Below are 12,613 nucleotides of genomic sequence, written 5' to 3' on the forward strand. Positions count from 1 at the left end.
TGGCGCGCCAACCGGAAATCGCCGGCGATTCTCACCCAGGCGCAGGCCATGACTGTCCGTCAATGTCGTCACCCGGTCAGGCCTGGTAAGTGCGCAGCCAGGCGGCGAATGTTCTCACGACGTCATCGTCCCGGTCGCGCAGCAGCAGAGAATAGACGCCGGTTCGGATGGTCAGCGTCGGGAAAGGCGACACCAGTCGGCCTGACGACAGGTGTTTGGCGCAGAACAAATAAGGCACAACGGCCAGCCCCAGGCCGTCTTCGGCCGCCTGAATGGCGGCGAAGGTATGATCGAGCGTGAGCGGCGGCGGCGAAGCGTCCAGCGCCGTCGGATAAGCATTCAGCCAGCTGCGCCACAAATCTTCCCGTGCACGGATGCGGATGGCGGTATGCTCGCCAAGCGTGTCCGGCGCAATGACCGGTCTGGCGTGCAAATAGCTCTGGCTGCAGACCAGCAGGCTGTCTTCCTGCAGGAAAGGGATCGCTTTCAGCCCGGAGAAGTGCGCGGGATCGCGCCGGATCGCCACGTCAAACGGCGTATTGCGATCGACGGCGCCGATGCCGGTGGTGATATCAATCGCGACCCCCGGATGACGCTCATTGAATGCCGCCAGCTTCGGCATCAGCCAGTGCATGGTGAACGTCGGCAGGCTGTGCACCACCAGCCGCTGCTGGCCGGCGCTCGCTTTCAGCGCGCTCTCCGCAGCAAACAGTTCGCCGATGACCCGGGACGCGGTGCGGGAAAAGTTCTCACCGGCCTGCGTCAGCCGCACGGATTTGTGTCCGCGATAAAACAGCGTGATCCCCAGCTGTGCTTCGAGACTGCGAATATGGCGGCTGACCGCGCCGGTGGTGAGAAACAGCTCATCCGCAGCGGCGCTGAAGCTGCCGAGACGGGCGGCGGCTTCGAAAGCGGACAGGTGCGGCAGGGAGTGGATTTTTTTCATAGGTTGAGTCTAGCTCAACCAAATGGGGGAAGAAAGATCGTTTGTCAGCCTTTGATTTTGCTCACTATGATGAGGCATCTCCTTCTGATTGCTGAGTTTATGATGCGGATCTTTTGGCTATCGGTCATGCGTGTTAATGGCGTTATTCTCCCCCTGCGGTTGGCAGGGAGGCGGCGCTGAAATGCGGGCTTTTTATCTGCTTTGCGTGAGCCGGGCGGGTCTGTGTCTGGGCACCATGATGTTCGCCGGCGCGCTGCCGACCATCAGGAGCGAGTGGCAGCTCGACGCCGCTTCCGCAGGCACGGTGCAGACGGTGTTCAGCCTGACCAACGCCCTGGCGTTGCTGGTGGCCTCCTGGTGGTGTGATTCGTTGGGCGCCCGCCGGGTTTATCTGCTGTTCTCCTGGCTGGGCGCCGGTGCGCTGATGCTGTTCGCCGTATTTGCCCATTCTTATCTCAGCGCGTTGGTGTTGATGGCCCTCGTCGGTTTGACGCAGGGCGGGGCTTATACGCCGGCGCTGCTGTTGGCGATGGGGATGAACGGTCCGGCGCGGCGCGGTTATGCCATCGGCATGGTGCTGGCGGCCAGTTCGTTGGGGTATTTTCTGTCGGTTTTCATCGCCGGTTGGAGCGCCATGCGCTGGGGCGCCGGCGTGGCGTTTTCTCTGTGCGCCGCCGGTGCGTTACTGGGAGCGTTGGCGGGATCGTTGGCCCTGGTCGGTTATCGGGAACCGCAACCGCGCACGCTGGGTAGGAAGACGAAACGCGAGAGCTATGCTATCACCTATGCGACCCTGCTGTTGCTGATCGGGTATATCGCCCACAGCTGGGAACTGCTCGGCAACTGGGCCTGGGCGCCCAGCCTGGTCAGCGAGGCGTTGAGCGGTTTCTCTCTGGATCCGCTCAGCGCCGGATTGATCGTCGCGGCGGTGATCCACCTGGCCGGCATGATCGCCACGCTGATTGTCGGCACCGTTTCCGACTATTTCAATCGCGCGTCGGTGCTGATGTTTATGGGCGCCGCCGGCGCATTGGGTTCGCTGCTGATGGGAGGGTCGGCGAACTGGGGGCCGGGCTGGACGCTGCTGCTCGTCAGCATCGGCAGTTTCTTTATTCTCGGCGACTCCGGCGTGCTGTCGGCCGCGATGGCGGACAACGTACCGCCGCAACAGCTCGGCAGCGTGATGGGCTGGCGATCGTTGCTGGGGTTCGGCATCGGTTCGTTCGCCCCTTTCTCCTTTGGCGTGGTGATGGATACCACCCACAGTTGGGGCGCGTCTTATGCCGTATTGGCCTGCGGTGGCGGGGTAGCCTGTCTGGCGGCCTGCTTGCTTTGGCGACAACATTTGAAATGAGGTACGGACATCATTAAATGAATGGAACATCATCACGCATTGTTATCGTGGGCGCCGGGATTGTCGGGGCATCGATCGCCTATCATCTCGCGCGTCAGGGGCAGCGCGTTATCGTCGTTGAGCAGGCGCATTCCGCGGCGGGTGCCACAGGCAGCTCGTTCGGCTGGATCAGCGAAGGCGTGCCAGAGGGCGCTCCCGACGCGTTTCTGCGGCGCGAGATCGTGGCTGACTGGGTGCGGCTGACGCAGGAGATCCCGGAATTGTGGGTGAATTGGTCCGGCGCGCTCAGCTATGGTCAGGCGCCGGCGACGCAAAACCCCGACAATCGGCGTCTGTCCTCCGCCGAGGTGATGGCGCTGGAGCCGGCGCTCGGGCGGCCCGATAGCCAGGCCTATTTTGCGGCGCGCGATGGCGCGGTCGATCCGCAAGAAGTGACACAGCGGCTGCTCGAACGGGTAGGCGCGTTGGGCGGCGAGTTGCTTCTGGGACGTGCGGTCAGCGGATTTCTGCGCGAGGCCGGTGGTCAGATAACCGGCATCGTTACCGGGGAGGGCGCGATCGCCGCCGAACGGGTAGTGCTCGCCTGCGGTACGGGGATCTCGGCGCTGCTGGACGGCAGCGAATTTTCGTTGCCGATCGAGGCGTCGCCGGCAATTTTGTTGCGCTATCACGAGGCGGCGCAGGCGGTGAACACGCTGATTGCGGGCGACGACATCGAAGCGCGTCATGCGCAAAATGGCGATCTGCTCGCGGCGGAGGATTATCCTGCGGGCGGCGATGTCAAACGCGTGGAAGAGGACGCGCGATCGGCGATTCAAAACCGCCTGCACGGCTCGGCGCCATTGCAACTGCAGGCGTGTTCGGTGGGGCTGCGCCCCAGGCCGCGCGACGGTTATCCCATCCTCGGACCGCTGGGCGCCACCTGTCTCTATGTGGCGGTGATGCATCCGGCCGTGATGTGCGCTCCGACGTTGGGTCGACTGGTCAGCGACGAGCTGTTGCACGGCGTTAATCCCGCCATTCCTCACGGTTACCGCCCGGCGCGATTTATTGATGATGGGGGTGAAGGGGGGGATATCATCGCGATTGCCGGTCGGTTCGCGCTGGATACCGCGCAGCCGCCGCTCAGTCTTTATCCCTATGCGCCGGTTTATAAGATAGGGGAGCACGTCCTGAAGCGCACCCGTCCGACGTCGGGCGAAGCCCAGGCGCTGGCGGCGTATCTCACCGCGTTGCGTCGTCAGGGCGTTGACGTCGTGGCGCCGACGGCCTGTCCGCAAGAGATAGCGGGCAGTATGTGGGTGGTTTATCCCTTTGTGGCGGGAGAAAAATATGCGGGCCGCGATGAGCAGATTATCGCGGCGGGCAGGCTGTTGGGAAGGATCCACGGGTTATCTTCGGCAGACAATAACGCCGGGCTGGCGGTTTATGACGAGTATGCACTGACTGAAGACGATATCTCGGCGGATCTGGACGAGATCGCCAGTCATGCGGCAAGCCAGGGGCTGACGCTCGACATCGAGGCGCTAAAAACGCGTATGCTGCAGATTGCCGGGCGGCAGACGGCGCTTAGCGCACGGGGTCTCCCTTGCGTGGAAACGCCCTATGACTTTAAAGCCGATAATCTGATTTATGTCGCGCAGGATAGGCCAGTGCTGATCGACCCCGATAACGCGCTGTTTTTGCCGCGCGTGTTCGATCTGGCGCTGGTCCTGCTGCTGTTCCACAACGCACTGGACTCGGCGCCCGACCGCGTGTTCACCGTACAGGAATGGCGGCTGTTTTTGACGGGGTACGGTGAGTCTGTCGCGTTGACGGCCGGCGAAGTGCAAAGCTGGCATCAGGCGGTAGAGCATCTGTTTCTCGACGAAGTCCTGTGGCTGATGGCGGACTTTGCCGATGGCTGGCGCGATCCTCGGCAAACGGCGCTGTTCTTCTCTCTGATCGGGCTGCTGGATAATCTTTCCGACTACGGATTAACACCGTAATGCGCTCAACGTTACAGTGGTTTTTTGCGCCGTTGGCGAGGCTCTTATATATTTATTAGCATGCCTGAGGCAGGTTAGGCATGAAGCGGTGGCCGTACAGGCCGCTGCAAGCACGACAGTTAATCCGTTCGCCAAGAGGCTGCGAGACGGTGCTTTCGGTAGGGACAGCCGCCAAACGTTTTTACGGCGACCGAAGGCGGAGCAGCTACTCACAGGTCACGAGGACACTTACCATGCATAAGAGAACACTGGCGTCACTGCATTACGAAAACATGCCTTACGATGGGGTGCGCTTTCATATTTTGAAACGGGAGACGCCGGGCCATACGGCGTTGCTGAAGCTGGATGCGGGCAGCCGACAACCGGCGCGTTTTCATCCGGGATGGGTGAAACTGATGGTGCTGAGCGGTGAACTGAAGGTTGACGATCAGACGCTGCAACCTCATGAGATGTTAATCATTCCTGCCAATACCGCCTATACGGTAGAGGCCATAACGGAAGTGATTTGTCTGGCGATTTCCGAGCTGGACGGCGCCGAACTGGCCCGTTGACGTATTGACAAGAAGGGATAGCGGAGAGCCTAGGCGCTCTCCCTATCCCTTCAGCATTGAGCCGCCCCCCAGGCTAAGCTACCTGCTGACTAGGCATAAACCTCCTGATTAAATCCGCCGCGCTTTCCCTTTCCATCACTTTCGGCCTCCGTCGCCCCCGCAACGTTGCCGCCATTGTGCAGCGCATGCACAATGTCATCGCCCCGTTACCACGCAGAACGATGAAATGTGGGTGTCATAGTGAGTTTATTCGCATAAGGCCCCTGGTGTGGCTTGCGAGAACGTCACTATATGGAGGATCATGCGGCCTCTCTATCAAATAAAAGACATTCGCGTTATCAAAAGGGACAAACGACCATGGGATTCGAAGTCGACAACGCCGAAACGAAACGCATCAACCTGAGCAGCCACGAGAATTCCTCGTTCGAGGTGACAGGGCTGGTGAAACACTATCCGGCAGGCTTTGTCGTTCCTTTCCACTCGCATAAACGTTGCCATTTGCTCTATTCGCAACAGGGAGTGATGGCGGTCGAGGCGGGCAGCGGGCGTTGGATCGTGCCGCCAACCACCGCAGTCTGGCTGCGGCCGGGGGTGGAGCATCAACTGGTCATGCAGAGCAATATCTGCGTTTACGGGATTTTTGTCGATGAATTCACCGCCGCGCGGTTGCCGTTGCGCGACGGCGTTTTGCAGGTGTCACCGCTGCTGCGGGAGCTGATCGCCCAATTGGCGACGCTGGCGCCCGAGGGCGAGGAAACCAAACGCCACGCGCTGCTCAGAGCGCTGTTCCTCGAGGAACTGAGCCTGCAGCCACAGCTGGCGCTGCATCTCCCCTGGCCGATGGAAGCGAGAATGGCCGCCATTTGCCGGCAGTTGGTCATCACGCCGGCCGACGATCGCGGCATTGAGATCTGGGCGGATTCACTGTCGATCAGCGCGAAAACCTTCCAGCGTCACTTTACTCAACAAACCGGCATCACCTTTGGCCAGTGGAAACAGCGTCTGCGGCTGCTGTCGTCCATTCCGCTGCTGTTGGCCGGCCACTCCATCATACACGCCGCTTTCGAAAGCGGTTATGAGAGCCACAGCGCCTATTCGGTGGCGTTTAAAAAACTGTTTGGCGTTTCGCCTTCGCGCTTTACGCTATAGCCGTATTGCAGAGCGCGCTTCTCCTATAGATTGAAGCAACCTAATGACGTATAAAGCAAAGCAGTCAACCTCCGAGGCCGCTTCCCGTGATAAAAATTGTCGTGTATCTGATTATCGCCGTGACGATCGCCATTATTGCGGCAAGAGTCATCTTTCGTTTGCCGGATATTTCGCAGCGTCTGCCGCAGGCGGCCTTGCCGGCGGATCCTGCCGCGCTATTGCCGGCGCGGGCCGCCGAACAGATGGCGGCACACCCCGGCCTGAGCGGCGTGGTGCCGCTGGTCAGCGGCCACGATGCGTTCGCCAGCCGCCTGGCGTTGGCGCGGATGGCGGAAAGGTCGATCGATGCCCAGTACTATATCTGGCATAACGACACCTCCGGGCAGATCCTGCTGAAAACCCTGTATGACGCGGCCCAACGCGGCGTGCGTGTGCGGCTGCTGCTGGACGATAACGGCGTCGCCATGGATGAGACGCTGGCGGCGTTGAACGCGCAGAAAAACGTCGAGATCCGTCTGTTCAACCCGTCTACCGTACGTACGCCGAAGCTGGCCGGTTACGCCTTCGACTTTATGCGCATGAACCGGCGCATGCATAACAAGTCCTACATCGTCGACGGCGCCGTGGCGATCATCGGCGGCCGCAACATTGGCGATGAGTATTTCCAGGTCGGCGACGAGAACTATTTCCTCGATCTCGACGTGTTGAGCGTCGGCAGCGTGGTGGCGGAGACCGCCGATGTCTTCGATCGCTACTGGAACAGCGCCTCGGTATTCGGCGTTGAGCAAATTATCCGGGGCCAGGGCAACCTCTCGGCATTCCTGACGCAGGCTGCCGCAACCGAAACCAGCGAGCGCGCCCGTAAATTGGCGGTGCAGCTGGAAACCAGTGCGGTGCGCTTTCGCGATGGCGCCGTGCAGCCGGAATTCACCCAGGTAGAGCTGGTGGCCGACGATCCGGCGAAAGGATTGGGCAAAGCGTCGCGCGATCGCTTGATGGTGACGCAGCTGGGCAAGATCATCGGCGGCGTCAGCCGGCAATTGGATCTGGTCTCCGCCTATTTCGTGCCGGGGCGGGAAGGGGCAACCTTCTTTGAATCGCTCGCCAAGCAGGGAAAATCCATCCGCGTGCTGACCAACGCAATGAACACCACCGACGTGCTGGTGGTCCACGCCGGCTACGCCAAATACCGGCGTGAGCTGCTGCAGGCGGGCGTCGAGCTGTTCGAGCTGAAGCTGCGCGCCGGGCAACCGACGGGGCGCAAGGAACTCAAGCCGCTGGGGCTGTCCGGTGCGGCGCTGCATGCTAAAACCTTCGCCATCGATGACAAACGGGTGTTTATCGGCTCGTTCAATTTCGATCCGCGCTCGGCGCACCTGAACTGCGAAATGGGATTCTTGATCGATAGCCCGTCGCTGGCGGCCGACACCCGCCAACTGTTTGATGGCCCGCTCGAATACGCCGCCTATCGGCCGGTATTGACGCCCGAAGGCAAAATGGTGTGGAAAGAAGCCTTCGAAGACGGCCACACCGAGGTGCACCAGCAAGAACCCGGCGCCGGCTGGGTAAAACGCATCGTTCTTACCGTGGCCGGCTGGCTGCCTATCGAGTGGATGCTGTAACGCCGGCGAAGGCCGTCGCCACCCGGTGTGACAGCCGTTGCAAGGGAACCTCGCCCGCGATGATTGCGATGAGGCGCGCATCCTCAAACAGGGCGAGGGAGGGCACGGATTTGATGCCGAACGCAGGGGCGACCGTCGGCGCCTGCGCGACGTCAATGCGGCCGAAGGCGATCTCGTTGGCGTGACGGTGCAGCTGTTCAACGATCCCCTGCATATTCTGACAAGGGCGGCACCAGGAGGCGGAAAAGTAGAGGATGGCCCGCTGCCCCTCGGGTTTGTCTGCGTCATAGAGGAAACGGGTCACCTCATGGGGCTCTGCCAGGTTCGTGATCGTCATGGCAGGTTCCTGACGATCTCTATCCCCATCCAAATCATCGTGACGATTTGCGTGAAAAAGAAAGCGAAGCGCCAGGTGGCGACTTTCTCCGTCTGCTCGAAACCGATGTGAACCAGACTCTGCGCCATGCGCGCGCCGAGCAGGACCAGAGACAAGACATTCAGCGTCGTGCTTTCCACCTGAAATACGGCTATCGCTACAACGAGGGCGGTATAAACCGGCAAATTTTCAATGCAGTTGCGATGCGCCGCAATGGCACGCTGGTAGCCATCGCTGCCCTGCGGTTTATTCGCTTGCCATTCGCTGACCGTGGCGCGGCCGGTTAAAATTCGGGACCAGCGATAAACGCCGACGGTGCCGAATAGAATCAATAATGTCCAGCCGGCAAACGCCAGCAGTACCAGGGTTGGCATATTCATAACGCATTCTCACTTGTAGTTGGGAAAGAGCCTGCGGCCTCAGGGAGAGCCGCTCGGCTTGAATACAAGGCTATATTAGGATTATATAAATTAGCAATAACTAATTTAACGGATGCTAATGTAATGCTGTGCCGGCGCCTGAAAGCCGCTATAATGCGGCTGAATGATGACGGGGCCGTGATTGACCATGAATGCAAAAGCTAAGCAGGATCCCTTTTTGAATGAAGGGGCGATTGAAGCCGCCAGGCTGTTGAAAGCGATAGGCAACGAACACCGCTTGCTGATGCTTTGCCTGCTATTGAAACACGATGAGATCGCCGTGGGGGAGTTACAACAGTTGGTGCCGCTTAGCCAATCGGCGCTGTCGCAGCACCTGGCGAAAATGCGCAATGAAGGTCTGGTAACGTACCGACGCGAAGCGCAAACCCTGTTTTACCGCATCGATGACCCAAACGTGGCGAAAGTGATCGCCACGCTCAGAGAGATTTACGCGCCGAAGTGAGGGGGCCGGCGAAGTGCGTCGGGACTAGCGCACTTCTCGCGTTGCGGCCAACAAGGCTTGTAACGAAGGCGCTTCGACCAGATTTTCGATGCAGGCCATCAGTTTTCGCGCATTAAGGCGTAATCCCTCACTGGGTGATTGCGCACAGCAGTGAAGAAATTTCTCACGAATATCCTGCATGTCGGCCGGATTCTCCGGCCAGCCGCGGCCAAACTCGGCCTCGAGCCGCAGCGTATCACCCTGCTCCGGCGTGATGTGTAGTTCGAAGCGGTCAAACCTATCGAAGGCATGTTGTTCATGAACTTCGATACGCTGCGCCAGAGCAACGACCGTAGGTTCTGTCGCTGAAGCCGCGCTGAATTCACGTGCGCTGGCCTGGCCGCGCAGCAGCGCGTTGGCGATGATGTAACGCGCGCTGAATTGCGCATCGATTTCGGCCGTTTTCTGCGGCTCGTATGGCGCGCCGCAGACCATGCGCATGGTCGGCGAGGCATGCAGAGTGATCTTCGCCCGTGCGGGATCGGACAACTGCCGATGCGGGCCGTCGTTCAACAGCGCTTCGGTCAGCGCCAGCAGAATGCTGCAGTGCGGGTAGAGTTTGAAACAGGTCGCTTCTTCACCCAGAAAGGCGGAGCCCAATTGGTGGGTCAGCAATCCCAGGTCGGGTTCGCCCGGGGCATAGAGATTGAAAAATCCGTTCTCGCCGCTCAGGACGCGTTTAGGGCCACTTATTCCAGCCTGCGCCATTAAAACCGCTTCCAGCGCATGGCGAGCCACCAATCCCTGGCTGATACGTACCGCCAGCGTCTTGTCCTGATAGTGTTGGAAGGTGCCGATGCCAAAATCGAACGCCAGGCCGATAGCGTCGGTAAAGGCGTGCAGGTCCAGGCGCAACAGGCGGGCGGCGATCGCTGCGCCGGAAAACAGGCCGAGGATGTTCGAGTCGAATCCGCGGTAGAAAAAGCCGTTCGCCTGCGCGGCGAGGTTGATGCGTTGAGCGAAGTCTTGCCCAACGGCCAACGCAGCCAAGGTGTCGAGGCCGGAAGCGCCCGACAGTTCCGCAGCCGCCAGGGCCACAGGAATATCCGAGGAGCTGGGGTGCCAGCCAGGAGAAAGCACGTCGCAATAATCGAGCGCGCGAGCGCGTACGGCGTTGACAAACGCCGCCTGCGGCGCGGCGAGCCGTTCTTCGCTGCCGATAATGCTGGCTTCGGCGCTGCCGCTCCAGCGTCTGGCCAGCGACAGCGCCGCGTCAACGCCGCTTTGATCGTAGCCGGCGGCGAGACAGCCAAGATTATCCATGAGCCGTTTACACTGGAATGCCAGGACGGCGGGGGGAATCATGCACGCATCTACCTGCGAAGCGAAAGCGATCAATTCTTCGATCGGGTCGACCGATAATTTTGTCATGTTCATTCCTCGTTCAGTCGTTCAGGTGACTTGTTCAGCACGGCGTTTCCGGCCTGAGGATGCAGACGGAAACGCGGATGCAGCATGATCAGCAGCCACACGGTCATCACGATGCTGAGTAATCCGGCACACAGCATGGCGATCCCGAAACCATCGGCGAAGGCGCTGTGCGTCAGCGCTTGCATGCGGCTCGTGCTCAATGCATCAACGGCCGTTTGCTGTTGTTCGATGACCGCCGTCCGGGCGATTGCGGCGGCCTGTTCCACGCCTTGCGTTTGCAAAGCCGCAGTCAAGGTGGTCACCGCTTTCATGCTCATCAGCGTGCCCAGCAAGGCGATGCCCAGCGTCATGCCGGTTTGTCGCAGCGCGTTCATCGTTGCCGACGCCATCCCGGAACGTTGCGGCGCGACGGTGCGCATCACCAAGGCGCTTGTCGCTGGCATGGACAGCCCCATGCCGAAACCGAGCAGGGCCAAATAGAGCGCCACCAGAGCGTAAGGCGAATCGGCGTGCAGCTGCGTCAGCAACAGCAGGGCAACGCCCATCAGGCCATAACCGACGATCATCAGCGAGTTCACGCTCAGTTTGGCGGACAGGCGGCCAAAACCGGAAGCGGCCAGCGCCATGGCGAGAAATTCCGGCGCCATGCGCCAACCGGTGTCGGCGGGGCTCCAGCCCTGGGCTTGTTGCAGGAATAGCGAGACGAAGAAGACGCTGCTGTAAGCGGAAAAACCGAGTACAAAAGAGGCGAGGTTATAGCCGCTAAAATCGGCGTTGCGAAACAGGCTCAGCTGCAGCAAGGGGCGTTTGACCCGCGTTTCCACCCAGAGAAACAGCGCAAACAGCGCCAGGGCGGCGTACAACGGAAAACGCGATTGCACACTGTGCCAACCGAATTCTCCGGCGGCAATCAGCCCGTAGGTCAGCGCGCCAAGCCACAAGATGCTCAACCCTTGCCCCAGCGGGTCAAGCGCCGCGTGCTCAGGATGCGAGCTTTCTCGCAGCCCCCAACCGCCCAATATCAACGCGACGATCCCGACCGGAATGTTGATCCAGAATATGCCTGGCCAACCGGTGGTATGCACCAGCAAGCCGCCCAAAACCGGGCCAATCACCAGCGAAAGGGCATTGACCGAAGACCAGATCCCGATCGCGCGGGTGCGCAGCTGTTCCTCCGGAAAAGCATGAGTCAATAACGACAATGCCCCAGGGATAACGGCTGCGCCGGCGATCCCTTGTATCACCCGGCCCGTCAGCAGCATGCCGAGAGAGGTGGCGAATGCGCAAACGATCGAACCGACGGTAAACAATGCAACGCCGTACAGCCAAATACGCTTGCGGCCAAATCTGTCGCCCAGCGGACCGGAGGAAAGGATTAACGCGGAAAGGCAAAGGGCATAGGCGTCAACGACCCACTGCAGGCCCGACATGTCGGTTTGCAGCGATTCCAGCATCGTGGGCAGCGCCACATTGACAATGCTGATATCAAGCGACGCCATAAATGTACCCAGACAGATGGCGGCAACGAGCGAAATCCTGCGCATACCGGACATAGTGGGGCTCCTTATTGAGATGGGGGTGATAGTGAAAACTATTCTCATCCTATATTATGACTGACCGTCGGTCAATGGAGCGTAAATATTGATTTCACTGAGATAGGCCGGCTGGTCAATGGCAACAACATTGGTTACGATGGCCGCTGGACTCCTAGTGGATGTTGATATGAAGACAAAAGAGAAGATGAAAGAAACACAGCCTCGAACCAAACCGGCGGAAGTGCGCTTGGATGAATTGATGGATGCGGCGCAGAAGCTGTTTATCGAAAAAGGGTTTGAAGCGACCACCATCAGCGATATCGTCCGCGACGCCAACGTCGCCAAAGGGACCTTCTACCACTATTTCCCGTCCAAAAATGAAATGTTGTCCGCTTTACGTATACGTTTCACCAATCACTTTATCGAGAAAATTCAGCTGGCTATCGATGAATGCGCGCCGGATGACTGGTTGGCGCGTCTGAGAGCCTGGTGTGATGCCGGCGTGGCGACCTATTTTGAAGGCATGGAACTGCACGATGCGTTGTATCACGATCATCATTATCATACCCGAGGCAATCAGGATCGTGATGCCGTGCTGGAGCAGATCCTGACGATTTTAAACGATGGCGCAGCGGCGGGCGCCTGGCGTCTGGAGAATCCGCATCTGACCGCCATCTTGATGTATCACGGCATGCATGGTGCCGTGGATGACGTCATGGTCAACCCCGACGCCGACCGCCAAGGGCTGGGGCCTGCGCTGGCGCAGGAATTCATGCGTTTGCTGGGATGTCGCTGATCGT

The 12,613-nt window shown here is 59.8% G+C and carries 12 protein-coding genes; 7 read left to right on the forward strand and 5 right to left on the reverse strand.

Going from position 1 to position 12,613, the window contains the following annotated elements:
• Positions 1–76: 76 nt before the first annotated feature.
• Positions 77–946 (reverse strand): LysR substrate-binding domain-containing protein, encoded by an 870-nt coding sequence (locus ACSBQV_RS03610; protein WP_033643077.1) that lies wholly within the window; start codon positions 944–946, stop codon positions 77–79.
• 181 nt (positions 947–1,127) lie between these two features.
• Here ACSBQV_RS03610 and ACSBQV_RS03615 point away from each other — a divergent pair, with 181 nt between their 5' ends.
• The 5 genes from ACSBQV_RS03615 (at position 1,128) to ACSBQV_RS03635 (ending at position 7,610) form a co-directional block, all read left to right on the forward strand.
• The gene (locus ACSBQV_RS03615; RefSeq protein ID WP_241900208.1) at positions 1,128–2,300 is read left to right on the forward strand and encodes an MFS transporter; all 1,173 of its coding nucleotides are present in this window, start codon (positions 1,128–1,130) and stop codon (positions 2,298–2,300) included.
• A 17-nt stretch (positions 2,301–2,317) separates the two neighbouring features.
• On the forward strand, positions 2,318–4,288 hold the full coding sequence (locus ACSBQV_RS03620) for an FAD-dependent oxidoreductase (protein ID WP_434991411.1): 1,971 nt from the start codon (positions 2,318–2,320) through the stop codon (positions 4,286–4,288).
• A 233-nt stretch (positions 4,289–4,521) separates the two neighbouring features.
• Positions 4,522–4,839 (forward strand): cupin domain-containing protein, encoded by a 318-nt coding sequence (locus ACSBQV_RS03625; protein WP_033643078.1) that lies wholly within the window; start codon positions 4,522–4,524, stop codon positions 4,837–4,839.
• 357 nt (positions 4,840–5,196) lie between these two features.
• Positions 5,197–5,988 (forward strand): AraC family transcriptional regulator, encoded by a 792-nt coding sequence (locus tag ACSBQV_RS03630; RefSeq protein WP_033643079.1) that lies wholly within the window; start codon positions 5,197–5,199, stop codon positions 5,986–5,988.
• Between the two features lie 86 nt (positions 5,989–6,074).
• On the forward strand, positions 6,075–7,610 hold the full coding sequence (locus ACSBQV_RS03635) for a phospholipase D family protein (RefSeq protein WP_033643080.1): 1,536 nt from the start codon (positions 6,075–6,077) through the stop codon (positions 7,608–7,610).
• Here the strand turns inward: ACSBQV_RS03635 and ACSBQV_RS03640 are convergent.
• Together ACSBQV_RS03640 and ACSBQV_RS03645 are read right to left on the reverse strand one after the other, a co-directional pair.
• Positions 7,591–7,947, reverse strand: a complete 357-nt coding sequence (locus tag ACSBQV_RS03640) for a thioredoxin family protein (protein ID WP_089191757.1) — start codon at positions 7,945–7,947, stop codon at positions 7,591–7,593. The two genes, ACSBQV_RS03635 and ACSBQV_RS03640, sit on opposite strands and share 20 nt — an antisense overlap.
• A complete protein-coding gene (locus tag ACSBQV_RS03645; protein WP_197774900.1) occupies positions 7,944–8,366 on the reverse strand; it encodes an MAPEG family protein in 423 nt (140 codons plus the stop codon). The genes ACSBQV_RS03640 and ACSBQV_RS03645 overlap by 4 nt, the downstream gene beginning before the upstream one ends.
• A gap of 187 nt (positions 8,367–8,553) precedes the next feature.
• Between ACSBQV_RS03645 and ACSBQV_RS03650 the strand changes: the two genes are divergently transcribed.
• Entirely contained in the window at positions 8,554–8,868 is a 315-nt protein-coding gene (locus ACSBQV_RS03650; RefSeq protein ID WP_197774899.1) for an ArsR/SmtB family transcription factor, read from the forward strand.
• 24 nt (positions 8,869–8,892) lie between these two features.
• On the opposite strand, the gene ACSBQV_RS03655 is transcribed toward ACSBQV_RS03650, so the two are convergent.
• A complete protein-coding gene (locus ACSBQV_RS03655; RefSeq protein WP_197799613.1) occupies positions 8,893–10,278 on the reverse strand; it encodes an MmgE/PrpD family protein in 1,386 nt (461 codons plus the stop codon).
• 2 nt (positions 10,279–10,280) lie between these two features.
• Positions 10,281–11,879, reverse strand: a complete 1,599-nt coding sequence (locus ACSBQV_RS03660; RefSeq protein WP_434991412.1) for an MFS transporter — start codon at positions 11,877–11,879, stop codon at positions 10,281–10,283.
• A gap of 121 nt (positions 11,880–12,000) precedes the next feature.
• Here ACSBQV_RS03660 and ACSBQV_RS03665 point away from each other — a divergent pair, with 121 nt between their 5' ends.
• Positions 12,001–12,609 carry a TetR/AcrR family transcriptional regulator gene (locus ACSBQV_RS03665; RefSeq protein ID WP_033643085.1) on the forward strand — a complete coding sequence of 203 codons (609 nt, stop codon included), beginning with the start codon at positions 12,001–12,003 and terminating at the stop codon, positions 12,607–12,609.
• Positions 12,610–12,613: the final 4 nt, after the last annotated feature.

Origin of the sequence: Serratia sp. B501 (assembly GCF_051172315.1) — a bacterium.
Lineage (GTDB): Bacteria > Pseudomonadota > Gammaproteobacteria > Enterobacterales > Enterobacteriaceae > Serratia > Serratia ureilytica.

What these genes read in the sequence shown, in the direction of transcription:
- ACSBQV_RS03615 (WP_241900208.1), top strand. Translation starts at nt 1,128, where the DNA reads ATGCGGGCTTTTTATCTGCTTTGCGTGAGCCGGGCGGGTCTGTGTCTG.
- ACSBQV_RS03650 (WP_197774899.1), top strand. Translation starts at nt 8,554, where the DNA reads ATGAATGCAAAAGCTAAGCAGGATCCCTTTTTGAATGAAGGGGCGATT.
- ACSBQV_RS03655 (WP_197799613.1), bottom strand. Translation starts at nt 10,278, where the DNA reads ATGACAAAATTATCGGTCGACCCGATCGAAGAATTGATCGCTTTCGCT.
- ACSBQV_RS03665 (WP_033643085.1), top strand. Translation starts at nt 12,001, where the DNA reads ATGAAGACAAAAGAGAAGATGAAAGAAACACAGCCTCGAACCAAACCG.
- ACSBQV_RS03630 (WP_033643079.1), top strand. Translation starts at nt 5,197, where the DNA reads ATGGGATTCGAAGTCGACAACGCCGAAACGAAACGCATCAACCTGAGC.
- ACSBQV_RS03610 (WP_033643077.1), bottom strand. Translation starts at nt 946, where the DNA reads ATGAAAAAAATCCACTCCCTGCCGCACCTGTCCGCTTTCGAAGCCGCC.
- ACSBQV_RS03620 (WP_434991411.1), top strand. Translation starts at nt 2,318, where the DNA reads ATGAATGGAACATCATCACGCATTGTTATCGTGGGCGCCGGGATTGTC.
- ACSBQV_RS03625 (WP_033643078.1), top strand. Translation starts at nt 4,522, where the DNA reads ATGCATAAGAGAACACTGGCGTCACTGCATTACGAAAACATGCCTTAC.
- ACSBQV_RS03660 (WP_434991412.1), bottom strand. Translation starts at nt 11,879, where the DNA reads ATGAGAATAGTTTTCACTATCACCCCCATCTCAATAAGGAGCCCCACT.
- ACSBQV_RS03645 (WP_197774900.1), bottom strand. Translation starts at nt 8,366, where the DNA reads ATGAATATGCCAACCCTGGTACTGCTGGCGTTTGCCGGCTGGACATTA.
- ACSBQV_RS03640 (WP_089191757.1), bottom strand. Translation starts at nt 7,947, where the DNA reads ATGACGATCACGAACCTGGCAGAGCCCCATGAGGTGACCCGTTTCCTC.